Annotated in this window: 28 protein-coding genes; 10 read left to right on the top strand and 18 right to left on the bottom strand. The window is 69.7% G+C overall.

Going from position 1 to position 22,366, the window contains the following annotated elements:
• The first annotated feature begins 31 nt into the window (after positions 1-31).
• Complete coding sequence (locus tag ACGFH6_RS42370; protein WP_393396580.1) at positions 32-1,201, top strand: glycosyl hydrolase; 1,170 nt, start codon at positions 32-34, stop codon at positions 1,199-1,201.
• Here the strand turns inward: ACGFH6_RS42370 and ACGFH6_RS42365 are convergent.
• Positions 1,198-1,914 carry a TetR/AcrR family transcriptional regulator gene (locus ACGFH6_RS42365; protein ID WP_393396578.1) on the bottom strand — a complete coding sequence of 239 codons (717 nt, stop codon included), beginning with the start codon at positions 1,912-1,914 and terminating at the stop codon, positions 1,198-1,200. The two genes, ACGFH6_RS42370 and ACGFH6_RS42365, sit on opposite strands and share 4 nt — an antisense overlap.
• A 171-nt stretch (positions 1,915-2,085) precedes the next feature.
• On the opposite strand from ACGFH6_RS42365, the gene ACGFH6_RS42360 reads away from it, so the two are divergent.
• The 3 genes from ACGFH6_RS42360 to ACGFH6_RS42350 are packed head-to-tail and all read left to right on the top strand — an operon-like array spanning position 2,086 to position 5,735.
• Complete coding sequence (locus tag ACGFH6_RS42360; RefSeq protein WP_393396576.1) at positions 2,086-2,511, top strand: DUF1707 domain-containing protein; 426 nt, start codon at positions 2,086-2,088, stop codon at positions 2,509-2,511.
• The gene (locus ACGFH6_RS42355) at positions 2,508-3,257 is read left to right on the top strand and encodes an ABC transporter ATP-binding protein (RefSeq protein ID WP_393396574.1); all 750 of its coding nucleotides are present in this window, start codon (positions 2,508-2,510) and stop codon (positions 3,255-3,257) included. Before ACGFH6_RS42360 ends, ACGFH6_RS42355 begins: the two co-directional genes overlap by 4 nt.
• A 3-nt stretch (positions 3,258-3,260) precedes the next feature.
• A complete protein-coding gene (locus tag ACGFH6_RS42350) occupies positions 3,261-5,735 on the top strand; it encodes an FtsX-like permease family protein (protein ID WP_393396572.1) in 2,475 nt (824 codons plus the stop codon).
• Here ACGFH6_RS42350 and ACGFH6_RS42345 read toward each other — a convergent pair.
• The gene (locus tag ACGFH6_RS42345; protein ID WP_393396570.1) at positions 5,721-6,218 is read right to left on the bottom strand and encodes an SseB family protein; all 498 of its coding nucleotides are present in this window, start codon (positions 6,216-6,218) and stop codon (positions 5,721-5,723) included. The genes ACGFH6_RS42350 and ACGFH6_RS42345 overlap by 15 nt on opposite strands.
• Positions 6,219-6,306: 88 nt before the next feature.
• Here ACGFH6_RS42345 and ACGFH6_RS42340 point away from each other — a divergent pair, with 88 nt between their 5' ends.
• Both ACGFH6_RS42340 and ACGFH6_RS42335 read left to right on the top strand, forming a co-directional pair.
• Entirely contained in the window at positions 6,307-6,810 is a 504-nt protein-coding gene (locus ACGFH6_RS42340) for a hypothetical protein (protein WP_393396568.1), read from the top strand.
• Positions 6,797-7,474, top strand: a complete 678-nt coding sequence (locus tag ACGFH6_RS42335) for a uridine kinase (RefSeq protein ID WP_393396566.1) — start codon at positions 6,797-6,799, stop codon at positions 7,472-7,474. The genes ACGFH6_RS42340 and ACGFH6_RS42335 overlap by 14 nt, the downstream gene beginning before the upstream one ends.
• Here ACGFH6_RS42335 and ACGFH6_RS42330 read toward each other — a convergent pair.
• From ACGFH6_RS42330 to ACGFH6_RS42315, 4 genes are read right to left on the bottom strand one after another with little or no spacing between them, the layout of a single operon-like run.
• Positions 7,425-8,234, bottom strand: a complete 810-nt coding sequence (locus tag ACGFH6_RS42330; RefSeq protein ID WP_393396564.1) for a class I SAM-dependent methyltransferase — start codon at positions 8,232-8,234, stop codon at positions 7,425-7,427. The two genes, ACGFH6_RS42335 and ACGFH6_RS42330, sit on opposite strands and share 50 nt — an antisense overlap.
• On the bottom strand, positions 8,231-8,677 hold the full coding sequence (locus ACGFH6_RS42325) for a group II truncated hemoglobin (RefSeq protein ID WP_393396562.1): 447 nt from the start codon (positions 8,675-8,677) through the stop codon (positions 8,231-8,233). The genes ACGFH6_RS42330 and ACGFH6_RS42325 overlap by 4 nt, the downstream gene beginning before the upstream one ends.
• Positions 8,674-9,918 (bottom strand): RNA polymerase sigma factor, encoded by a 1,245-nt coding sequence (locus ACGFH6_RS42320; RefSeq protein WP_393396560.1) that lies wholly within the window; start codon positions 9,916-9,918, stop codon positions 8,674-8,676. The genes ACGFH6_RS42325 and ACGFH6_RS42320 overlap by 4 nt, the downstream gene beginning before the upstream one ends.
• A gap of 2 nt (positions 9,919-9,920) precedes the next feature.
• Positions 9,921-10,265: a YciI family protein gene (locus tag ACGFH6_RS42315; protein ID WP_393396558.1), complete on the bottom strand. Its 345-nt coding sequence runs from the start codon at positions 10,263-10,265 to the stop codon at positions 9,921-9,923.
• Positions 10,266-10,358: 93 nt separating this feature from the next.
• Here ACGFH6_RS42315 and ACGFH6_RS42310 point away from each other — a divergent pair, with 93 nt between their 5' ends.
• Positions 10,359-11,252 (top strand): aldose 1-epimerase family protein, encoded by an 894-nt coding sequence (locus ACGFH6_RS42310; RefSeq protein WP_393396556.1) that lies wholly within the window; start codon positions 10,359-10,361, stop codon positions 11,250-11,252.
• On the opposite strand, the gene ACGFH6_RS42305 is transcribed toward ACGFH6_RS42310, so the two are convergent.
• The 4 genes from ACGFH6_RS42305 to ACGFH6_RS42290 are packed head-to-tail and all read right to left on the bottom strand — an operon-like array spanning position 11,230 to position 13,595.
• On the bottom strand, positions 11,230-11,694 hold the full coding sequence (locus ACGFH6_RS42305; RefSeq protein ID WP_393396554.1) for a PH domain-containing protein: 465 nt from the start codon (positions 11,692-11,694) through the stop codon (positions 11,230-11,232). The two genes, ACGFH6_RS42310 and ACGFH6_RS42305, sit on opposite strands and share 23 nt — an antisense overlap.
• Before the next feature lies 1 nt (position 11,695).
• Complete coding sequence (gene hisG / locus ACGFH6_RS42300) at positions 11,696-12,544, bottom strand: ATP phosphoribosyltransferase (RefSeq protein WP_393396552.1); 849 nt, start codon at positions 12,542-12,544, stop codon at positions 11,696-11,698.
• Between the two features lie 45 nt (positions 12,545-12,589).
• Complete coding sequence (locus tag ACGFH6_RS42295; RefSeq protein ID WP_393396550.1) at positions 12,590-12,853, bottom strand: phosphoribosyl-ATP diphosphatase; 264 nt, start codon at positions 12,851-12,853, stop codon at positions 12,590-12,592.
• Between the two features lie 49 nt (positions 12,854-12,902).
• Positions 12,903-13,595 (bottom strand): MBL fold metallo-hydrolase, encoded by a 693-nt coding sequence (locus ACGFH6_RS42290; protein ID WP_393396548.1) that lies wholly within the window; start codon positions 13,593-13,595, stop codon positions 12,903-12,905.
• A gap of 18 nt (positions 13,596-13,613) precedes the next feature.
• Here ACGFH6_RS42290 and ACGFH6_RS42285 point away from each other — a divergent pair, with 18 nt between their 5' ends.
• Complete coding sequence (locus tag ACGFH6_RS42285; RefSeq protein ID WP_393396546.1) at positions 13,614-14,582, top strand: P1 family peptidase; 969 nt, start codon at positions 13,614-13,616, stop codon at positions 14,580-14,582.
• On the opposite strand, the gene ACGFH6_RS42280 is transcribed toward ACGFH6_RS42285, so the two are convergent.
• Both ACGFH6_RS42280 and ACGFH6_RS42275 read right to left on the bottom strand, forming a co-directional pair.
• Complete coding sequence (locus ACGFH6_RS42280) at positions 14,570-15,070, bottom strand: anthrone oxygenase family protein (RefSeq protein ID WP_393396543.1); 501 nt, start codon at positions 15,068-15,070, stop codon at positions 14,570-14,572. The two genes, ACGFH6_RS42285 and ACGFH6_RS42280, sit on opposite strands and share 13 nt — an antisense overlap.
• Position 15,071: 1 nt before the next feature.
• Positions 15,072-15,710, bottom strand: a complete 639-nt coding sequence (locus ACGFH6_RS42275) for an NAD(P)-dependent oxidoreductase (RefSeq protein ID WP_393396541.1) — start codon at positions 15,708-15,710, stop codon at positions 15,072-15,074.
• A gap of 62 nt (positions 15,711-15,772) precedes the next feature.
• Between ACGFH6_RS42275 and ACGFH6_RS42270 the strand changes: the two genes are divergently transcribed.
• Positions 15,773-16,273, top strand: a complete 501-nt coding sequence (locus ACGFH6_RS42270) for a MarR family transcriptional regulator (RefSeq protein WP_393396539.1) — start codon at positions 15,773-15,775, stop codon at positions 16,271-16,273.
• On the opposite strand, the gene ACGFH6_RS42265 is transcribed toward ACGFH6_RS42270, so the two are convergent.
• A complete protein-coding gene (locus tag ACGFH6_RS42265; RefSeq protein WP_393396537.1) occupies positions 16,261-17,229 on the bottom strand; it encodes a helix-turn-helix transcriptional regulator in 969 nt (322 codons plus the stop codon). The two genes, ACGFH6_RS42270 and ACGFH6_RS42265, sit on opposite strands and share 13 nt — an antisense overlap.
• A 61-nt stretch (positions 17,230-17,290) precedes the next feature.
• Between ACGFH6_RS42265 and ACGFH6_RS42260 the strand changes: the two genes are divergently transcribed.
• Positions 17,291-18,253, top strand: a complete 963-nt coding sequence (locus ACGFH6_RS42260) for a hypothetical protein (RefSeq protein WP_393396535.1) — start codon at positions 17,291-17,293, stop codon at positions 18,251-18,253.
• Positions 18,254-18,358: 105 nt separating this feature from the next.
• Here ACGFH6_RS42260 and ribH read toward each other — a convergent pair whose 3' ends face one another.
• Genes ribH through ribD form a run of 5 tightly spaced genes read right to left on the bottom strand, consistent with a single transcriptional unit; the run spans position 18,359 to position 22,365 of the window.
• Positions 18,359-18,829, bottom strand: a complete 471-nt coding sequence (gene ribH, locus ACGFH6_RS42255; protein WP_393396533.1) for a 6,7-dimethyl-8-ribityllumazine synthase — start codon at positions 18,827-18,829, stop codon at positions 18,359-18,361.
• A complete protein-coding gene (locus ACGFH6_RS42250) occupies positions 18,829-20,067 on the bottom strand; it encodes a bifunctional 3,4-dihydroxy-2-butanone-4-phosphate synthase/GTP cyclohydrolase II (protein ID WP_393396531.1) in 1,239 nt (412 codons plus the stop codon). The genes ribH and ACGFH6_RS42250 overlap by 1 nt, the downstream gene beginning before the upstream one ends.
• Position 20,068: 1 nt before the next feature.
• Entirely contained in the window at positions 20,069-20,743 is a 675-nt protein-coding gene (pnuC, locus tag ACGFH6_RS42245) for a nicotinamide riboside transporter PnuC (RefSeq protein WP_393396529.1), read from the bottom strand.
• Positions 20,740-21,345, bottom strand: coding sequence for a riboflavin synthase (locus ACGFH6_RS42240; RefSeq protein WP_393396527.1), 606 nt, complete (start codon positions 21,343-21,345; stop codon positions 20,740-20,742). Before ACGFH6_RS42240 ends, pnuC begins: the two co-directional genes overlap by 4 nt.
• Positions 21,346-22,365, bottom strand: coding sequence for a bifunctional diaminohydroxyphosphoribosylaminopyrimidine deaminase/5-amino-6-(5-phosphoribosylamino)uracil reductase RibD (gene ribD, locus ACGFH6_RS42235; RefSeq protein WP_393396644.1), 1,020 nt, complete (start codon positions 22,363-22,365; stop codon positions 21,346-21,348).
• Position 22,366 lies beyond the last annotated feature (1 nt).

Raw genomic sequence — 22,366 nt, 5'->3', positions numbered from 1 at the left:
CTACGCCCTAAACCGATTTAGCATCCTCTGTATGCTCTCGGATCCCGTCACGCCCCGGTTCGGTGCGAACCACGTTCCGTCGGCCGGGTGGTTCTACAGCTGGCTCGACTACGACGGCGACGCGGTACGGCGGGACTTCGCGGATCTGGCCGGGATCGGGCTGGACCATGTCCGGGTGTTCCCGGTCTGGCCATGGATCCAGCCGAACCGGGCGATCATCCGTGAGCAGGCGATCGAGGATCTCCTGGACACGATCGACGCCGCCGCCGAGCACGGGCTGACCGTGGCGGTCGACCTGATCCAGGGCCACCTGTCCAGCTTCGACTTCCTGCCGTCCTGGGTCCTGACCTGGCACAAGACCAGCCTGTTCGAGGATCCCGTGGTTCGCGACGGCCTGACGACGTACGTCGACACCGTCGGCCGCGCGGTCGCGACCCGGCCGAACGTCTTCGCGATCACGCTCGGGAACGAGGTCAACAATCTCTGGCCGGACAGCGCGACCACCCCGGAGACGTCGACCGGCTGGGCGCAGGACCTGCTGACCACGCTGAAGAAGGCGGCACCCGACGTACTCGCACTGCACTCGGTCTTCGACGACGCCTGGTACAAGGCCGACCACCCGTTCCACCCCGTTGATGTCGTGGAACTGGGTGACCTGAGCACTGTCCACTCGTGGGTTTTCAACGGGGTCTCACGAGTGGACGGTCCCCTCGGGCCGGCCACACTCAGCCACGCGGACTACCTGGTCGAGTTGGCCGCGGCGACCTCGCTCGACCCACGACGACCCGTGTGGCTGCAGGAGATCGGCGTACCCGGGCCGGACATCCCGGTGGACCTTCAGGCCGAGTTCACCCGGCGGACGGTCGACCTGGTCATCCAGAACCCGGCACTGTGGGGCGTCACCTGGTGGTCATCCCACGACATCGACCGCAGGCTGCTCGACTTCCCTGACCGCGAGTACGACCTGGGTCTGTTCACCGTCGACCACCAGCGGAAGCCGGCCGCACAGGCCCTCGCGGACGTGATCGCCGAGGCACGAGCGAAAGGCGTACAGGCGCAACCGGCGACCAGCACCCTCACGGCACCGGCCAACCTGCGCACGGAGCCGCACCGTCGTCCGGAAGTTGCCCCCGGCAGCGAATTCCACCGGCGGTGGGTCGCCGCGCGCGCCAACGGTCCCGTCCGGATCGTCCTGCCTTAGGACCTGCGGTTGATCAGGACCTCGATGCCGTCCAGGATCCGGGTCAGCCCGAACTCCAGGTCGTCGTCGAGGCCGTCCTCGTACTCCTGATTGGTGTAGAGCGCGGTCAGCATCGGGTAGCCACCCTCCATCAGCCGCGGCACCAGGAACCGGCCGACCTGCTCGGCCTGGACGGGCGTGTCCACGGCGGCCCCGAGCTGCCGGGCCAGAACGCCGTAGTTGCGGGCATATCCGTCCAGGAGCATCAGGCAGCCGAGCATGTCGTGCTGACTGAGTCCAGTGCCGTCGAGGGCTTGGAGCATCGCCTCCATCCAGCGCATGACGTTCGGCGTCACGGGCGCGCCGCGAATCGGGATGTCGAGCAGCCAGGGGCGTTCGGCGTACAGCTCGACCTGCGCGGTGACCCACGCGGTCGCGGCCTCCCGCCAGCCGGGCGGCAGCTCGGGCGGCGGACCGACAGCCTTGTCCTGGACCAGCACGATCAGCTCGTCCTTCGACCGCACGTAGCGGTACATCGCGTTCGTACTCACGCCGAGCCGGGCCGCGATCCGCTGGAGCGACACCGCCTCGAACCCGTGACTGTCGCCGAACTCGATCCCGGTCGCCACGATCTGCTCGACCGACAACGCCGGCTTCGGCCCGCGCCGCTGCACCGGCTGCACGCCCCAGGACAGGGCGAGCCCCGGCGGCAACTCCCCGCGGCCCTCGGTCATGCCCTCCATCTTCGCGCATCACGGCCCCTGCCCAGAGGGGTGCTAGCACCACCCCTGAAACGGGTCCTGAGCACCGGGCGGACGAAACTGTTCAACCCATACGCTGTTTCTCGTCCGGACAAGCCGTCGGGACAAACCCCGTCAGGGCAAACCCTCGAGAGGAATCCTCCGATGAACACCATGCTCGAACCGCTGCTGCTGCCGAACCAGGTCGACCTGAGCGAGAACGACCGCCGTACCGCCGTCGCCAAGCTCGACCGGGCCGTCCGGAAGGGCACCTTGACCCCGCCGCAGGCCGGCGACCGGCAGGACCTGTTGCTCGAGGCCCGCACCCGCGGTGACCTCCACCAGGTCTTCGACGGCATGGCCGACGCGCTCCCGCCCCGCGGTCTCAGCGTCGCGCTGCGAGCGGTCAGCGCCGTCTGGCTGCTTACCTGCGTCGTACAGTTCGTGATCTGGGTCGTCCTGGCCGCCTTCGGTCACTTCGACTGGCCGTGGTGGCTGTGGTCGGACATCGGCCTCGGCCTGGTCGTCGCCATCGTGTGGTGGACCAACGAGTCCTACTACCGCAAGACCGATGTGCTGGTCACCCGATGAGCGCCCCGGTCCAGCTCACCGACGTCCGCAAGGTGTACGGCACCGGTCCCGGCGCGGTCACCGCGCTGGGCGGTGTCACCTACGGCTTCGAGGCCGGCACCTTCACCGCGGTGATGGGCCCGTCCGGCTCCGGCAAGAGCACGCTGCTGCACTGCGCCGCCGGCCTCGACGCTCCGACGTCCGGCGACGTCCAGCTGACCGGACGATCCTTGCGCGGGCTGGACGAGACCGCTCTGACCGAGCTGCGGCGCGAGCACGTGGCCTTCGTCTTCCAGTCCTTCAACCTGATGCCGGCCCTCACCGTCCGGCAGAACGTCGTACTGCCGCTCATGCTGGCCGGGAAATCGCCGGACGAGGCATGGGTGTCCGAGGTGATCCGGCGGGTCGGGCTCGGTGACCGCACCCGGCACCGGCCGAGCGAGCTGTCCGGTGGTCAGCAGCAACGGGTCGCGATCGCCCGGGCACTGGCGGGACGCGCCGCGATCACGTTCGCGGACGAGCCGACCGGCGCGCTGGACACGGTCACCGCACTCGACGTTCTCGCACTCCTTCGCGACCAGGCCGGCGCACTCGGGCAGACCGTCGTGATGGTCACCCACGACCCGGTCGCAGCGTCGTACGCCGACCGCGTCGTCTTCCTGGTCGACGGTCGGATCGTCTCGGAGACCGTCCACCCCACCGCAGAGGCCGTCGCCGCGGAGCTCGCCCAGCTCAGCGCCGGCCGCTACTCACCGTCGGAGACCTGAATCATGATCCGCCTCGCCATCACCACCCTGCGGTACCGGACTGCTGCCTTCCTCGCCATCCTCGTCGCAGTCCTGCTCGGCGGCGCCCTGCTGAGCGCGGCCGGCGGCCTGCTCGAGACCGGCCTCCGGCTCAACGCACCACCCCAGCGCCTCGCCGCCGCGCCCGTCGTCGTCACCGGCGACCCGGCGTACCACCCGCCCAACGGTTCCGGCTCGGCCGCGTTCCCCGAGCGCCACCGCGTCGACGCCGACCTGGCGGACAAGCTCGCCGGTACGCCGGGAGTCGCGCAGGCGATCGCGGATCGCTCGTTCCCGGCCGTCATCACTGCCGGCACGGATGCACTCGCCGGACATGGTTGGTCGTCCGCGCCTCTGACGCCGTACCAACTGACCGTGGGTCAGGCGCCGCAGACGGGCCAGGTTGTGCTCGATCAGCGCCTGGCCGGCGCGTCCAAGCCCGGCGACCGGATCAGCGTGACCGTCAACGGCCGGCCCCAGACCTTCACCCTGGCCGGAATCGCGGCCGCTCAACGTCAGGTCGACGTACCGTCGGTGTTCTTCGCCGATGCGGATGCGGCCCAACTGGCTCCTGGAGTCGACGCGATCGGTGTGTTCCCGGCTGCCGGGACCTCGGCGCGTGACCTGGCCAAGCGACTCGGCCTACCCGACGGCGTCCGGGCGTACGCAGGGGACGACCGCGGTGTCGCGGAGTACAGCGGGATCGCGACCAGTCTTCCGCTCATCATCATGTCCGGCGTCTTCGGTGGGATGGTGGCCGTGGTGATGGCACTCGTGATCTCGGCCACGATCGGGCTGTCGGTCCGGCAACGCCGGCGCGAACTCGCGCTGCTGCGGGCCAGCGGCGCGACGCCGCGGCAGGTCGGCAAGATGGTGATCGCCGAGACGATGGTGGTCGGCGTGATCGGCCTGGTCCTCGGACTGCTGTGCGGCCGGTTCGCCTGTGACTGGATCTTCGGGATGCTGGCCGATGGCGGGATCGTGCCGTCGCAACTGCAGTTCGACCAGGGTCCGCTGCCGTTCGCGGGTGCGGCTCTGCTGACCTTCGCCGTCCTGCGGATCACGGTCGGCTTCGCCGCCGGACGCGCGGCTCGGATCCGGCCGATCCAGGCGCTGGCGGAGGCCGCCGTACCGGAGGTCGCACTGGGACGCGTCCGGTTGATCATCGGCGCGGTGTTCGCGGGGGCGACGGTGTCGATCGCGATGTCCACGCTCTTCATGAGTCCCACCAACGCTGCGGCGATCGGCGGGCCGGCGGGTCTGACCGGGTCCATCGCGGTCGCGATCCTTGCACCGCTGGTGATCCAGCGGGCACTCGTGCCACGGCTGACCGCGCTGATCGAGAAGCGCGGGACCAGCGGAGTTCTCGCGGTGATCAACCTGCGGGTCCGGGCCGTCCAGTTCGCCGCGATCCTGATCCCGATCACGATCGCCACGACCATTGCTCTCGGCAACATCTACGCGCAGACCACGCAGCAGAAGGCGGCCGTCGAGGCGTACAGCGACAACCTCGCCGCGGATGTCGTCGTGACCAGCACGTCCGGCGGGATCCCCGCCTCGCTGACCGACAGTGCGGGGTCTCTGCCCGGTGTCACCGCGGTGTCCGAACTGGTCCGCAGCAAGGGCTGGATCGAGGAGCCGTACGACACCTCGCACACCAGTGATGCGTGGCCGCTGCTCGGCCTGAGCGGACCGGTCTACAAGGGAGAGGTCACGAAGGGTTCGCTCGATGACCTGACCGGCGACACCGTGGCGCTTCCGCCCGGTACGGCGAAGAAGCTGAAGGTCGACGTGGGATCGGAGATCGGGGTACGCCTGGGCGACGACGCTCTGGTCAAGCTCAAGGTCGTCGCCCTCGCGAAGGGCCCGTCCGGCTACGAGTCGATCCTGCTGCCCGCCGCACTGCTGGCGTCGCACACCACGACCGGACTCCCCAGCCAACTGCTCCTCAAGACTCACGACAAGGAGGCCACGATGAAGTCGATGGTCCTGTCGGAGTGGCCGGGATCGAGCGTCGGCGGCCGGGAACTGCTGGCCTCCGGGTACGACGCCGGCCTCGGGGTCGACGCCTGGATCGCGTACCTGCTGGCTGGCATCGCCGTCTGCTACACGGCGATCGCGTCGATCAACACGATCGCGGTCGCGGTCCTGGACCGGCGGCGGGAGTTCGGGCTGCAACGGCTGACCGGCTCGACGCGACGGCAGGTGAGCCGGATGCTGACCCTCGAGGGTCTCGTGATCGCAGCACTCGGTCTCGTCCTCGGGCTCATCGCAGCGGCGTTCACCGTGCTCCCGATCGCGGTCGCGACGCGCGGCTGGCCGATCCCGTCCGGCCCGGCCTGGATCCTGCTCGCCTGGGTGGCCGTGGTCCTGTTGCTGGTGCTGCCGACCACCGCGATCACCGGCCGGATCGCGCTCCGGTCGAAGCCGATGGACGCGCTCAGTTCACCCGTCGGCTGACTCGATCCATGCGAAGCCGCCGTCTTCCAGGCGTACCACCTGGAGGCCGGCGGCCAAGCGCCGTACGTCGTCGGTCTCGATCACTCCGGTCGCGGGACCGGCGATGTCGAGGACGATCGCGGCGGCCCCTTCCTGGATCGCCGCGGTCGCGACCAGTTGGGCCTGCGCGGGCATCGGCCGGGCGTCCGGGCTCCAGCGGGTCAGGCTCTCGGTGCCGGTGAAGGCGAGCAGTGCGTTGCGACCGTCCTGTCCCTGCAGCAGCGCGACCGCCATGTCCGAGGTCTTGTCGTGTGCCAGCCCGTTCTCGTCGTACTCGACCTCGCCGAGCATCGCCACCACGGGCACCAGCAGCCGTGCCCTGGTCAGCGCCGCCAGGGTCGCCCCGTGGTCACGCTCCGCGAGCGCGCGCGCCAGTGCGGGGTCGGCCGAGCCGTCGTCGTTGTCGAACCCGGTGAAGGCAAGTCGGCGTTGTGGAGGCTGCACCCCGTCATTGTCCCCGGAGCGGTGTTTCAGGGTGGTGTCAGGGCTCTTCCCCTCTTGGTTCCGCGCCGGACTGTGCGAGCCTGGGTATGTGCCTGACTTCAACGATCTGACGCTGCTGCCGTTCTGTGTGGGCCTGACCCTGCTCGGCCTGATCGGCTCGTGGACCGCCTGGCGGCGCCGCGGGGCGGCGGCCGGGACGCGTGGAGTGGCCTGGTCCCTGTTGCCGGTGTCGCTCTACCTGACCGGCCTGCTGGAGCTCGTCTGGGACGTGGTCCGGTCGGCAGTCAGCTGGGTCACGCACCTGATCTTCTCCCCCACGGTGTGGTCCGGGGTCGCGCTGTTCGGCGTCTCGGTCGTGCTGTACGTCGTCTCCGGGGTGGCCAAGGGCCGGCGTGGCGACACAGTCAAGGCACCCAAAGCCGAGAAGAAGCCCGCCTCGCCCGCGGGTGAGCTGACCGCCACGGGTCCCGCACCCGCGTCGGCCGCTCCCGCCAAAGCTGCCAAGCCGGCCAAGGGGTCGAAGGCGAAGCAGCAGGAATCGTCGGAGTTCGACGAGATCGAGGACATCTTGAAACGCCATGGAATCAACTGACATCGCCGCTGACCACGGCACTCTCGCCCCCCTGACCATCGACGCTCTGCTGGACAACGTCCAGGCCGCACCACCCCGGCTCGGCCGGACCCGGCTGATCGGCGTCGACGGACCGGCCGGCTCCGGCAAGACCAGCCTCGCCGCGAAGATCCAGGCCCGGGCCGAGGCCCGTGGACTGCGCACCGGCATCATCCACATGGACGACCTGTACGACGGCTGGACCGGAGCCGTCCGCGGATTCGGTCTGCTCCGCGACCACGTACTGCAGCGGATCGCCGACGGCCGCGAGGGCCGGTACCGCCGCTACGACTGGCACCTCGGTGCGTACGCCGAACTCCACGTCGTCCCGGTCACGGTCGAACTGCTCGTGGTCGAGGGCGTCACCTCGTGCGACCGCGACGCCGACCGCTGGCAGTCGCTGCGGTTGTGGGTCGAGACCTCGAACGAGGTCCGGCTGGACCGTGGCATCGCCCGCGACGGCGAGGCCCTGCGCGATCACTGGCTGGAATGGATGCGCTGGGAGCGCGACCACTTCGCCGAGCAGGAGACCCGTTCCCGCGCGCACGTCATCGTCGACGGCGACCCGGCGCTCCCGCACGACCCGGCGCTGGAGATCATCCCGAAGTCGGTGGCACTCCCGCCGCACGACTCGGCGGCCTCCTGACCACGATCAGCCGGGCTCGGGGATGGTGGGTCCACTCCCCCACGGGTGCGTGATCGAGGTACTGCACCCGTAGCTCCGCCATGTAGTCGTCGCCACGCGCCAGCGCGAGCGCCCGCATCGGCCCGGCCCGGTGAACCGCATCGAAGTACGTCGCCGCGTCCGGGTGGGTCATCGGGTGGGAGACCATCTCGTCCCGCTCGATCTCCGCGCCGGCGAGGGCCGGGACGAGTTCGTCCTCCCAGGGACGTCCGGCGTCGTCTCCGACGACCGAGTCGAGGAGGGCGAACGGACCGGTTTCCTCCGCGACATCAGGCCAGTAGACGACGCACAGGCGGCCGCCCGGACGAAGGGCGTCGTACCACGAGGCGATAGCGGATCGCGGATCCGGCAGTTGCTGCAGGCCGAAGACCGAAACGACGGCTGCACAGAAGCCCAACCAGCGTGGATCGAGAGCCGCGGCGTCGCTCTGGACGAGCTCGACGTCGGCGTCCGGCAGCCGGGCCGCGCGTTCGCGGGCCAGCCGCACCATCCCGGCCGACAGGTCGATGCCGACGATCCTCCGCCCGGGAAAGCGTGGGGCGAGCAGGTCGAGCTCGGGGAACGTGCCGCAGCACGGCACCAGGATCGGGCCGTCGGGTACGTCGCCGACGGCGTCGACCGCCGTCCGCACCCACGGCGCGAAGCGCGGGACGAAGTACACCTCGTAGCCGGCGGCTGCCTCGTCCCAGCCCCGGGCGATCCTCGCGAGTCGGTCGGTCACGGCCCCTCCAGACCGTCCCAGGACCAGCGCGGAATGCTCATGCCTTCGGCCACCTCGTCGGTGGAGTGGTGATACATCGTGTTCCACGTCGCCCACGCGAAGTAGTCGTGCAGCACCCCGCGCAGGCGGTCGTCCCCGGCGAGACCTGCATCGCGCAGCGCCTCGTCGAAGCAGTCGACCGCCCGGCGGTTCATCTCGTCGTGCTCGCCGTTCCCGCTGTGGATCCGGACCACCGACGTCTCGTCCCCGTAGATCCCGGAGTACGCCGCCGGCCCGCCGAGTGCCTCGCTCCAGTACGCCGCCAGCCGCTCGGTGTGATCCGGGCGGAACCCGTGGCTGAACGCGTGGCTCACGACCTCGTCCGCCATCACTCGCTCATGCCACGCGTGCGCCAGCCGGAGAATTCCCTCTGTCCCACCCGCAGCCTCGAAGACCGTCGTCATGCCGACGAGTCTTGCACTGCCCGCCGACAGTCGTCGAGACGATCACGGATGTGAGCCCGTTCGGGTTCCGACCCGGCCAGCTCGAGCGCTTGCTTGTACGCAATCATTGCCTCCGGCAACCGGTTGAGCCGGTGCAGCAGGTCGGCGCGGGCCAGCGCGTAGGGGTGGTAGTGCTGCAGGCGTGGCGCGTCGGACAGATCGTCGAGGAGCTCCAGACCTGCCTCGGCACCGTCGCGCATCGCGACCGCGGCGGCGCGGTTGAGCGCGACCACCGGAGACGGGTCGATCGCGATCAGGACGTCGTACAGGGCGACGATCTGGGGCCAGTCGGTGCCGGCGAAGTCACGCGCCTCGTCGTGCAGGGCGGCGATCGCGGCCTGGACGGCGTACGGTCCAGCCGGGCCGCCGGTGAGCGCGGCGACCACCAACTCGCGGCCCTCGGCGATCATCTCGCGATCCCACCGGCTGCGGTCCTGGTCTTCGAGCAGGACGAGTTCGCCGGCGGGGTCGCTGCGCGCGTCACGGCGGGCGTGGACCAGCAGCATGAGGGCGAGCAGGCCGGTGACCTCGCGCTCGGCCGGAAGCAGACGGTGCAGGATCCGGGCCAGCCGGATGGCCTCCTCGGCCAGGTCGAGCCGTTGCAGGAACGGGCCGGAGCTGGCGGCGTACCCCTCGGTGAAGACCGAGTAGATCACCTGCAGCACCCCGGGCAGCCGCTCCGGCAGTTCGTCCGGGCCGGGCACCCGGAACGGGATGCGGGCCTCGCGGATCTTCGTCTTCGCCCGGACGATCCGCTTCGCCATCGTCGCGGTCGGCACGAGGAACGCCCGCGCGACCTCCGGCGTACTCAGTCCGGCGAGGCAGCGCAGCGTCAACGCACCGCGGTCCTCGGCGGCCAGGGCCGGATGCGCACAGGTGAAGAACAGCTCGAGCCGCTCATCCGGTAGCCCGCCATCGGCCGAAGGGACCGGGTCGGCGCGGTCCGCGTCGACCTGCAGTACGGCGAGCTTGGCGGCGTACACCTGGTCGCGCCGCAACCGGTCGACCGCCTTGCGCCGCGCGGTGGTCATCAGCCAGCCGCCCGGATTCGGCGGGACCCCGTCGACCGGCCACCGCACCAGCGCCGCTTCGATCGCCTCGGAGGTGACCTCCTCGGCCAGGTCGAGGTCGCCGAAGCGCCGGGCGAGCGCGGCCAGCAACCGGCCGCGCTCCTCGCGGAACACCTCCTCGACCTGGTCCATCCTCAGAACTCCGCGACCGGCCGCACCACGACAGATCCGCCACCCCTCGACCCCGGACACTTGGCGGCCCAGTCCAGCGCCACGTCCAGATCCGGTACGTCGATCACGTAGAACCCGCCGAGCACCTCCCGGGTCTCGGCGTACGGCCCGTCGGTCACGGTGCGCTGGCCGTCGTTGGCGACCTGGACCCGGGTCGCGGTGACCAGATCGGCCAGCGACTCGGCGGCGACCACGACTCCGGCGTCCTGGATCTCCTTGTCGAACCGCATCCAGTCCTCAGGCTCGCAGCCGACCACTCCGCCGCTCACGTCGAGCTCACCGGCGTTGATCAAGAGCAGATACTTCACAGTGGAACCTCCTGTCAGCGTGTGTACAGCATCTCTACGAACGGGCGCGCGACCTATGGACAGGACGCCCCGAGAATTTGTCAGGATGGGTCCATGAGCACACAGGTACGTCCGTCCGGTGAGCAGTGGACGCTTCGATCCGGCGGGTACGCCGCCACCGTGGTGAGCGTGGGCGGCGGTCTCCGCGGGCTCACGTACGACGGCCGCCAGGTGGTGCTCGGGTACGGCGAGGACGAGCCGGCGCACGCCGGGATCGGCCAGCACCTGTTCCCGTGGCCGAACCGGATCACGGACGGGAAGTACACCTTCCAGGGCGCCGACGAGCAGCTCTCCCTGACCGAGCCGGCCCGGCGGAACGCGATCCACGGGCTCACCCGCTGGGCCAACTGGGAACGCGTCGACGACGGCACCGACGCCGCGGTCGTCGAGGCCGGTCACCGGCTGCACGGCCAGCCTGGGTACCCGCACCAGCTCGATCTCCGCCTCGCCTACCGCCTGGCCGATGGACTCACCGTGACCGCCACCGCGACCAACATCGGCGCGAGCGATGCGCCGTACGGGTATGGGACGCATCCGTATCTGAGCGTCGGCCGGGCGATCGACGAGTGCGTGCTCGAGTTCAGTGCCAGCGAATGGCTCGAGGTGTCGCCGGAGCAGATGACACCGATCGGGCTGTCGCCGGTGCAGGGATCGCCCTACGACTTCCACACCGGGCGGGCGATCGGCGCGCTCGACATCGACAACGCCTTCACCGGGCTCGGCGGCGGCTCGTGGTCGGTGACGCTGACCGATCCGGACACCGGCAACAAGTCCGTCCTGACCAGCGACACCCCGTGGCTGCAGCTCTACACCGGCGACGCGATCGGGCGTACGGCGCTCGCCGTCGAACCGATGACCTGCCCGCCGAACGCCTTCATCACCGGGCACGACCTGGTGGTGCTCAAGCCCGGCGAGTCGCACACGACTACGTTCCGGGTATCGGTCTAGGCCCGGCGCCGTGCTCGCGGGCCACGGCCGCCAACTCTTTAGCGGCCCGGCTCGCTCGGGGCCCCTCGGCCGCCTGCACCGCGAGGATGCCGATCCGGTTGCTGTCGGCATCGAACAGTTGGAGCCACGCGTCGCCCGGCCGGAACCGCAGCGCCGTCACCTCGGACCAGCGCAGCGTGTAGGACTTGAACACGTTGCGGATGTGCAGCCGGTCCGGGTACGCCGTCACCCGCAGCGTCGTCATCCGGTACAGGATCCACAGCACCGCACCGAAGAACGCCAGCAACGTCAGCCGCTGGAACCAGCTGAACGACTCCCGGGCGTCACCCGGCAGCCGGAACCAGATCACGCCGAACACCGCGATCAGCGACAACCCCATCACGCCGGACATCAGCGCCACGATCCGCGGATGGAACGTGAACAGCCGATCGGCGGCGGTCATGTCAGATCCGGCAGGCGTGAATGTCCGTGGTGAGGATGGCACGCGCGCCCACCTCCCACAGCTGGTCCATCAGCCGCTGGGCGTCGGCCCGCTGGACCATCACGCGGACGGCGACCCAGCCCTGCCGGTGCAGCGGCGAGACCGTCGGCGACTCCAGCCCCGGTGCGACCGCGGTGGCCGCGTCGACCGCCTCGGCCGGGATGTCGTAGTCCATCATCACGTAGTTGCGGGCGATCAGGACGCCCTGCAGGCGGCGTACCAGCTGCTGTATGCCGTTCGGCGGAGTCTCCACGCCGTGCCGCTTGATCAGCACCGCCTCGGACTTGAGGATCGGCTCGCCGAAGACCTCGAGTCCGGCCTGGCGGAGCGTCGTACCCGTCTCGACGACGTCCGCGATCACGTCCGCGACGCCCAGCTGGACGGCCGACTCGACCGCCCCGTCGAGGCGGACCACGGACGCGTCGACGCCGTTCTCGGCCAGGTGGTCCTGCAGCACCCCGGCGTACGACGTGGCGATCCGCTTGCCGGCCAGGTCCTTCACCGAGTCGGCCGCACCGGGCGGACCGGCGAACCGGAAGGTGGAGCTGCCGAAGCCGAGCTCCATGATCACCTCGGCGTCGGCGTGCGAGTCGAGCACCAGGTCACGGCCGGAGATGCCGACGTCCAGCGTGCCCTCGCCGACGTACACGGCGATGTCGCGGGGACGCAGGTAGTAGAACTCGACCTCGTTGGCCGCGTCGGTGAGGGAGAGGTCCTTGGTGGTCCGGCGCTGTTTGTAGCCGGCCTCGGTGAGGATCTCGGTGGCGGCTTCGCTCAGCGAGCCCTTGTTGGGTACTGCGACGCGCAGCATGGGACTGCCCTTTCTGAAGTGAACCGGTGACTGTCGGAGGGGTTCCTACAGATGTCGGTACACGTCGTCGAGGTCCAGGCCGAGCGCGTGCATCATCACCTGGGCGTGGTAGATCAGCTGGGACAGCTCCTCCGCGGCCCGCTCCTTGCCCTCGTGCTCGGCGGCCATCCAGGACTCGGCGGCCTCCTCGACCAGCTTCTTGCCGATCGAGTGCACGCCGGCATCGAGCGCCGCCACGGTCCCGGATCCCTCCGGCCGCGTCGCCGCCTTCTCACCCAGCTCGGCAAACAGCTCCTCGAAACTCTTCATCGCCCGCCCAGCCTAGAGGGCCGGTCCGAGCGCCTGCCGCGCAGGTCCGCTAGCCGGACTCCGCGAGCGCGGCGGACCGGCGGCGCGGCGGCGAGTGCGCGTCGACGTACCAGTCGTGCCCTTCGGACAACAGGCGCCTGACCAGCGCGTGGTCGAGGGTGTCCTCCGGGCCGCGCAGATGGAAGGGCGGCGGATAGAACGAGTCGCCCAGCAGGATGACGCCGGAGTCGACGGCCACCAGGGAGTCCGGGGCGTGGTTGCCGCCGACATGACGCAGTACGACGCCAGTCGGCAGGGTGAGGGTGTCGTCGAAGGTCCGGCCGGGGACGACGATGCGGAAGTCGGTCCAGTCGGGTACGGCGAGGGCGCGGGCCCGGAAGCTGGGGCCGAGCTTCGGGTTGGCCCTGACCTGGTCGTGGAGGTAGCGATGGCTCCACGGGCGTTCGGCTTCGGCGGTCAGGATCGGCACCGCGGACGAGTGGGCGACCACGGTGACGTCCGGCCAGACGCATGCGCCCCACGTGTGGTCCCAGTGGTGGTGCGTGTAGACCAACCACCGTGGCGCGGGCAGACCGGCGGCTGCGATCGCCGCCTGGATCTCGCGGGCATGCTCCGGGCTGTTGCCGGCGTCGATCAGGACGCTGCCCCGGTCGTCGGCGATCACCGCGACCGACGGGCGGATCGCGTCCGGGTCGGGATCGTGCGAGTACAGCCAGACCCGGCCGATCAGGTGTTCGAGCACCTGGCCGACGATAGCGGCATGCAAACTCCCCGGAGACTCCGCGACCTCGGCGTGGTCGTCGGCACACTGCCGACCGGCCCGCTCAATGCGATCACCGACGTACCCGGCGTCCGCGTCGGCCAGACCACGATCGCCACCGACGACCTGAACACCGGCGTCACCGCGATCGTGCCGGACGGGTACGTCGACGGGCTGCCCGCGGCTGTGGCGGTGGGCAACGGGTACGGCAAGCTCGTCGGGAGCACCCAGGTGGATGAGCTCGGCCGGATCGAGACGCCGATCCTGCTCACCGGAACGCTGAGTGTGTTCCGGGTCGCCGACGCGCTCGTCACCTGGCTGATCGAGCGCGACCCGAAGGCGACCAGCCTCAACCCGGTCGTCGGCGAGACCAACGACGCCTTCCTCTCCGACATCCGCCGCCGCCCGATCACCCCCGAACACGTCCACGCCGCCCTGGACTCGGCCTCCACCGACCTCCCCGCCGAAGGTTGCGTGGGAGCCGGCACCGGCACCACGGCCCTCGGGTTCAAAGCCGGCATCGGTACGTCGTCCCGCACCGTGGAGCAGGGTTCGGTAGGGGCGATCGTCCAGTCGAACTTCTCCGGACTGCTGACGGTGCTGGGCCGACCGGTTCCGGCTGTGCCGGTGGATGCCGACGGCAACTCGTGCATGATCGTCGTCGCCACCGACCTCCCGCTGGACGCCCGCCAACTGGGCCGGCTGGCCCGCCGCGCGGTCTTCGCCCTCGCCCGCGTCGGTTCCGACTACGCCCCCGGCAGCGGCGACTACGCCATCGCCTTCACCACCAACCCCACCGCCGGCTACCAGGACAAGGAACTCCGCGCCCCGTTCCAAGCCGTCACCGAGTCAGTCGAGGAAGCCCTCCTCAACTCCCTCACCATGGCCCGCACCACCAAAGGCCACCGAGGAAACACCGCCCAAGCCGTCCCCCATCACCTGATCCAGGCTTCCTCTCACGACCGGTAGAGAACCGGCTCGTCGTGCTTGGCAGCTGAACGCAGAGGTGCGATCCGGGTCAGGGCGGCGGTGAGCAGTGAGCCGAACGCCAGGAGTGCGGCAACGGTGCGGACCAGGTGGGCCAGCTGCCAGCGGTCACGCACGCTCGCCCAGTCCGGCGGCGGGCTCTGGACCGACCAGTTGGCCTGGTCGCCATTGATCGGCAGGTTGATCGCCAGCGTCGTCGCGAACACCACTATCAGCAACGCGACCGCCGCCAGCACGACCCGCCGATCGTTGCCCCGGGCCCGGATCACCAGCACCACCGTGGTCACGATCGCCGGAATCAGCGTGACCGACGCGAGCGTGTCCAGCGAGTCCAGCTCCACCAGCCGCACCTGTGTGTAGACCGCGGCGCTGTAGGCGCGCAACGAGTTCTCCAGCACGAGTACGGCGACCAGGAAGCCAGCGAAGAGGCCGCTGAACAGCAGACTCGCGCCACGCAGAAGCTTGTCCATCTCAGTAAGCCACGCCGACGGGCTGGTTGATCGTTGCCGGGTCGTCGAGGACGGCCAGCATCAGGTGGGCAACGTCGGCCCGGGAGATGAAGTAGCCACGGGAGACGCTGGCTCCGACCGCGGTGCGGTAGGTGCCGGTCAGAGGTTTGTTGTTCAGCTTCGGTGGGCGGACGATCGTCCAGTCCGTCCCGCTGCTCATGATGTCGGCCTCCATCACCCGGAGATCGGCGTACACGTCGGCCGCGAAGGCGTTGATCATCGGGTGGACGACGCGCCGGTTCAGGAAGCTCTCGTCCGGCGGCATCGGCCCGAGTGGCGCGGCGCTCACCGCGACGAAACGGCGTACCCGGGCGGCTGCCATCGCGGCGAGCATCGACCGCGTGCTGCTCGACGCGACCGCTCCGGACTTGCGACCACGAGGGCCGACTCCGGAGACGACCGCCTCGCTCCCGTCCACCGCGTCCCGCAACGGACCGGCCTCGTCCAGGCCCGGCATGCGGACCACCTCCAACGACGAGTGTTCCAACTCGAACGGCGACGACTGCCGAACCACCGCCGTCACCTTGTGCCCCGCGTCGAGCGCCTGACGTACGACGTGACCGCCGATTCCGCCCGTCGCCCCGAACACTGTGATCCTCATCCGACTCCTCCTGCGCTACCGTGATGTTCTCTGCAACTCATATAGTACGGAAATCATAATATATGGAACAGACATCATCGGGTGACGCGCGCCACGATCCGCGCCGCCGTCGCCGCGCCGGGAACGAGATCAAGGCCGCGCTGCGCGACCTCCGGATCCAGCTCGCCCTGCTCAACCACCAGGTCGGCGGCAAGCTGGCGCTGAAGGACGTCGACCTCGACTGCCTCGACGTACTGGCTCGCAGCGGCCCGCTGACGCCGAGCGCACTGGCACGCCAGGCGGGTCTGCACCCGGCGACGCTGACCGGGATCCTGGACCGGCTCGAACGCGGCGGCTGGATCAGTCGCGACCGGGCCCGCGGCGACCGCCGCAGCATCAGCATCCGGGTCCTGCCCGATCGGGGCGTCGAGGTCTTCCGGCTCTACCAGCCGATGATCAGCGCGATGGACGACCTGCTCGACGGCTACACCGAGGAGGAGCTCGACGTGATCGCCGGTTTCCTGCGCCGCAGTACGGAGGCCGGCCGGACCTCCACCGAGAAGCTGGCCGGTCAGGACTCGTAGACGTCGAGCAAGGTACGGGCGAGGGCCGCCAGCTCGGCCCGCAGCTCCGGCGGTTCCAGCACCTCAACCGCGTTCCCGAACCGGCAGAACGCGGCGGCGGCGTTGGGGATCGACTCGATCGGCACAGTGGCGGTCACGCTGCCGTCCTCGGCCGGCTCGGCGGCCGCAACCGCCTTCACCAGCAGGGGAAACGACACGTCGTGCATCTTCGCGGCGAGCCGGGCCGAGACCCGTACGACCGCCTGCCCGGTGAACCGGACCTGGTCGAACTGGTCCAGGTGCTCCTGCCAGAATCCCGCCAGGTCGAACCCCTCCGACCGTTCGAACTCCTCCTCGGTCGGCGTCAGCTCGAGGATGCTCGACACCCGGTACGTCCGCATCCCGCTGGCCGTCGCGGACACGACGTACCAGCTGCCGTTCTTCAGCACGAGGCCGTACGGCTCGAGCACGCGCTCGACCTCGCGCGGCGCCTCCCACCGCCGGTAGAGCACCCTGATCCGCTGGTCGTGCAACACGGCATCGGCCACCTGCGCGAGGTACGGCGAGGTCTCGGCGTCCTGGTACCACGCGGGCAGATCCAAGTGGAAGCGGTTCTTCAGCCGCCCGGCCCGGTCCCGCTGGTCGGGCGCCAGCGCGGCCAGCAGCTTCAGTTCGGCGGCGCTCGTCTGCTCGGTCAGCCCGAGGGCCGCGGCCGCGCCGGGCATGCCGACCAGGAAGAGCGCGGCGGCCTCCTGCTCGTTCAGTCCGGTCAGCCGGGTCCGGTACCCCTCGACCAGGCGATAACCACCCGCCCGCCCCTGATCGGCGTACACGGGCACGCCGGCCGCCGCGAGCGCGTCGACATCGCGGTAGATGGTCCGGAGCGAGACCTCCAGCTCGGCGGCGAGCTCACGCGCGGTCAGCTGCCTGCGGGTCTGCAGCAACAACAGGATCGACAGCAGCCGGCTCGAACGCATGCTCTGAGGTTAGCCTTTTAGACTGCCATGGTTTGTCAGGTTTCACGGCCACGCTGGCTGCATGACGACTTGGACCAAGGCGACCGGCGACTTCGACTTCCTGAACGGGTACTTCGACGTCCGGCACCGCACCCTGAAACAGGCCTTCGCCGGTTGCGACGAGTGGCAGGAGTACGACGGGACGACCACGGCGCACACGTACTTCGACGGCGCCATCAGCATCGACGAGATGCGCTTCCCGACCAAGGGGTCGTACGGGCTCTCGGTCCGGCTGTTCGACCCGGTCGCGAAGGAGTGGAGCATCTGGTGGGTCGACAGCCGGACGATGCGGCTGTATCCGCCCGTGCGCGGCGGCTGGTCGGAGGACGGGTCGAGCTGCCGGCTGGTCGGTGACGACGAGCTGGATGGCAAGCCGATCCTGTGCAGCTACGAGTGGTCGGACATCACCGAGACCACCGCGCACTGGGAGCAGGCCTACTCCAACGACGGCGGCGAGACCTGGGAAACCAACTGGACCATGGACTTCACCCGCCGCGACACTCCCCCGCCGCCGCTCGACGTACCCAAGCTGACCGACGACTTCGACTTCCTGGTCGGCCGGTGGGACATGCACAACCGGCGCCGCAAGCCGGCGCTCGGGGAGCCGGCCGAGTGGTACGAGCTGCAGTCGGAGATGGAAGTCACGACGTACTTCGACGGTGCCGTGAGCTTCGACGAGGGGTGGTTCCCGACCGAGGGCTTCCGCGGCGCGACACTGCGGATCTACAACCCGACGGCGAAGACCTGGGCGATCCACTGGATCAACAGCCTCCGGGGCCAACTGGAGACACCGGTCATCGGAGCGTTCGGCCCCGACGGCACCGGCATCTTCGAAGGCCCGGACGTGTGGGAGGGCCGGCCCATCGACGTCCGCTTCACCTGGACCCCCGGGGTCGACAAGGCCGCCTGGGAACAGGCCTTCTCAACCGACGGCGGCCAAACCTGGACCCCCAACTGGAAGATGAAGCACACCAGAACCCAGTAGGCAGCGTGCACGTCGACAGGTAGTGCACCTGCGTGACGGCGTACACAGCACGCGTCTTACGCTCAGGTGTACTACCAGCCGCCGGAAACCTCCTGTCCTCCTGCTCTACAGTTCGCGGATTGCCAGGAGGGTGGAGAGGGCTGCTTGGGTGGCTTCGTAGCCCTTGTCTTCCCGGCTGTCGGGGAGGCCGGCCCGGTCCAGGGCCTGTGGGTCGTTGTCGCAGGTCAGTACGCCGAAGCCGACCGGGATGCCCGTGGTCACGCCGACCTGCATCAAGCCCTCGGTCGCGGCCTGGCAGACGTACTCGAAGTGCGGGGTGTCACCGCGGATCACCACCCCCAGAGCGATCACGGCGTCGTACCCGTTCTTCGCCGCATGCAGAGACGCGACCGGCAGCTCGAACGACCCCGGTACCCGGATCACGGTGTAGTCGGTCACGCCGGCATCGTCGAGCGCGCGGATCGCGCCGGCGACCAGGGCGTCGGTGACCTTCGGGTGCCATTGGGCTGCGACGATCGCCACCCGGGCGCCCTCCACCCGGGGGATCTCGATCGAGGGTGCTCCACTGCCCGACATCAGCCGGCTCCGTTCTCTTCGGTCAGCAGTCCGCCGGGCAGGTGGTGGCCCATCCGGTCGCGTTTGGTGCGCAGGTACCGCAGGTTGTGCTCGGTCGGGTCGATGGAGATGCCGCGGCGCTCGACCACGTCGAGGCCGTAGCCCTGCACACCCGCCAGCTTGTCCGGGTTGTTGGTCAGCAACCGGACCTCCTTGACGCCGAGATCCGCCAGGATCTGCGCACCGGTGCCGTAGTCGCGGGCATCCGCGGGCAGCCCGAGATCCAGGTTCGCGTCGACCGTGTCGCGGCCCGCGTCCTGCAACTCGTACGCCTGCAGCTTGTGCAGCAGCCCGATCCCACGCCCCTCATGCCCGCGCAGGTACACCACAACGCCACCCTCAGCCGCGACCTGCCGCATCGCCTCGTCCAGCTGCGGACCGCAGTCACACCGCAGCGAGCCGAACACATCGCCCGTCAGGCACTCCGAATGAAGCCGCACCAGAGTCGGCCCGTCGCCGATCTCACCGCGCACCAACGCCAGCTGCTCAGACCCGTCCACCGTGTTGCGGTAGCCACGGGCAACAAAATCGCCGTACCTGGTCGGCAGCGTGGTGGTCGCCACCCGCTGGATCTGGGTCTCGTTCAGCCGCCGGTACCGGATCAGGTCGTCGATCGACACCAGCACGAGCCCGTGCTCGTCGGCGAACGTGCGCAGCTGTGGGCCGCGCTTCATCGTGCCGTCGTCGTTCACCAGCTCCGAGATCACCGCCGCCGGGGTCAGCCCGGCCAGCCGGGCCAGGTCGATCGACGCCTCGGTGTGCCCCGGCCGGACCAGTACGCCGCCTTCGCGGCCACGCAGCGGGAACACGTGTCCCGGCTGGACCAGGTCGTACGGCTCGGACGCGGAGTCGGTCAGCACCCGGATCGTCCGGGCCCGGTCCGCGGCCGAGATCCCGGTGCTGATGCCGTCGCGGGCATCGACCGAGATTGTGTACGCCGTCCGCATCCGCTCACGGTTGTGCGGGGTCATCAGTGGGATGCCGAGCCGGTCGAGCTCCTCGCCCTCCATCGGCACGCAGACCACGCCGGAGCTGTACCGGATCAGGAACGCCAGCAGCTCCGGCGTCGCCTTCGACGCGGCGAAGATCAGATCGCCTTCGTTCTCACGATCCTCGTCGTCGACGACGATCACCGGACGACCGGCGCGGATCTCCTCGATCGCGTGCTCGATCGTGTCGAGCTTCAGTACGGTGCCCATGTCAACCCACCACCACTGGTTCTGGAGTCACAGCGCGCTCCTTGCTCTGGATCTTCCACCAGGACGCGAATCCGACGATGCAGAACAGCCCGTAGACGACGTACATCGTGGCCGACGGGTAGAACTTCGACTGCACCAGCAGCGGTACGCCGACCACGTCGACGGCGATCCAGATCAGCCAGAACTCGACGAACCCACGCGCCATCCCGTACGTCGCCAGGATCGAACCGGTCAGGATCCACGCGTCCCACTGCGGTCCCCACGAGCCCAGCTCGCGCAGTACGACGTACGCGATCGCGTAGAGGACGACGCCGATGCCGAGCAGTTCGATCCGCTCCCGGGCGGTGGCCCAGCGCGGCTGGACTCCCGTCGCGGCGCCCTGGTGGCGGGTCTGGTACCAGCGGTACCAGCCGTAGAGGCTGACCAGGGCGAAGAACACCTGGCGGCCGGCCTGGCCCCACAGGTCCTTGTCCTGCGGCGTGTCGAACACGCCGCCGACGAAGACCGTGAACAGCAGAACGTTGCCGACGATGCCGACCGGCCAGGCAGAGACCATCCGGCGCATACCGAACAGGGCGCTGGCCAGGCCGAAGCCGTTGCCGACGATCTCCCGGATCAGAACCGGGGAGCCGGCGATCGTCACCTGCTCGTGCAGCAGCCAGTCGAGCGGGTTCACTTGGTGCCTCCAGCAAGTAGTCGTTCCACGTACTTCGCGATCACGTCGACTTCGAGGTTGACCGTGTCGCCGACCTTGTTCCGGCCCAGCACGGTCAGCTCGAGCGTGGTCGGGATCAGGCTGATGCCGAACGTGCCGGTCGCGTCGTCCACATCGGTGACGGTCAGCGAGACGCCGTCGACCGCGATCGAGCCCTTCTCGGCGACGTACCTGAGGATCTCCGGCGCGGCCGCGACCCGGACTTCCTCCCAGTGCTCGGCCGGCGTACGGCTCGCGATCGTGCCGACCCCGTCGACGTGGCCCTGGACGATGTGGCCGCCGAGCCGGTCGTGCGCGGACACGGCCCGCTCCAGATTGACCTGTGAACCCTTGGCGGCCTGGCCGAGGCTCGTGCGCTGCAGGGTCTCGCGCATCACGTCGGCGGTGAAGGTGCCGTCGGCGGTCGCGACCACGGTCAGGCAACAGCCGTTGACCGCGATCGAGTCGCCGTGGCCGGCGTCCTCGGTCACCTTGGGGCCGCGGATGGTGAGCCGGGCGGCGTCACCTTCGAGCAGGTCGAGCGCCTCGACGGTGCCGAGTTCCTCGACGATTCCGGTGAACATTCAGTGCGTCCTTTGCGGTTCGAGCGGCGTCAGGATCAGCCGGACGTCGTCGCCGAGGCGAGTGACGTCCGCTAGGTTGAACCGCCGCAGGTGGTGGATCGATTCCGCGCCGAGGTCGCCGATCGCGGCGTACCCCGAGCCGAGCACGGCCGGGGCGACGTACGCGACGAGCTGGTCGACGAGTTGCGCGCGCAGGAAGGCGGCGGCCAGAGTCGGCCCGCCCTCGAGCCAGAGGTGCCGGATCTGCCGGTCGTCGAGCTGCCGGAGTACCTCGGCCGGATCATGGGTCGGCAGCAGCAGGGTCTCGGCGCGGTCGTTGCGAACCCGCGCGGTCGTGGGGATCTCGCGGTCGCCGACGACGACGCGCAGCGGCTGCCGCCCGGCCGGTACGTCGTTCTCGTCGCGAACGGTCAGCTCCGGGTCGTCGTCCAGCACGGTCTGGGTGCCGACGGCGATCGCGTCGCACTCGGCCCGCTTGCGGTGTACGTCGGCCCGGGCCAGCGGACCGGTGATCCACCGGCTGGTCCCGTCCGGCGCGGCCGACCGCCCGTCCAGGGTGGTGGCGAACTTCCAGGTGACGAACGGCCGCCCGGTCCGGACGCTGTGCAGCCAGACCTGGTTGACCGCCTCAGCCTCGGCCTGCAGTACGCCTTGCTGGACGGTGATGTTCTTGCTCCGGAGCTTGTCGGCGCCTCCGGACGCCTGCCGGTTCGGGTCCGCGACGGCGTACACGACGCGCGTGATCCCGGCCGCGATCAGGGCGTCCGCGCAGGGCCCGGTCCGGCCGGTGTGATTGCAGGGCTCCAGCGTCACGTACGCCGTACCGCCGCGGGCCGCCGGTCCGGCCATCCGGAGGGCCTCGACCTCGGCGTGCGGGCCACCGGCAACGGCATGGAAGCCCTCACCGACCGGATGACCGTCGGGGCCGGTGATGACACAGCCGACCACCGGGTTGGGATGCGTGGTGCCGATGCCGCGCTCGGCCAGCTCGATCGCACGCCGCATCCAGGCGACATCGATC

This window comes from Kribbella sp. NPDC049227, from assembly GCF_043197265.1.
Classification (GTDB): Bacteria; Actinomycetota; Actinomycetes; order Propionibacteriales; family Kribbellaceae; genus Kribbella.
The sequence above is the reverse complement of the archived record's forward strand: the minus strand, read 5'-3'. Positions and strand labels throughout refer to the sequence as shown.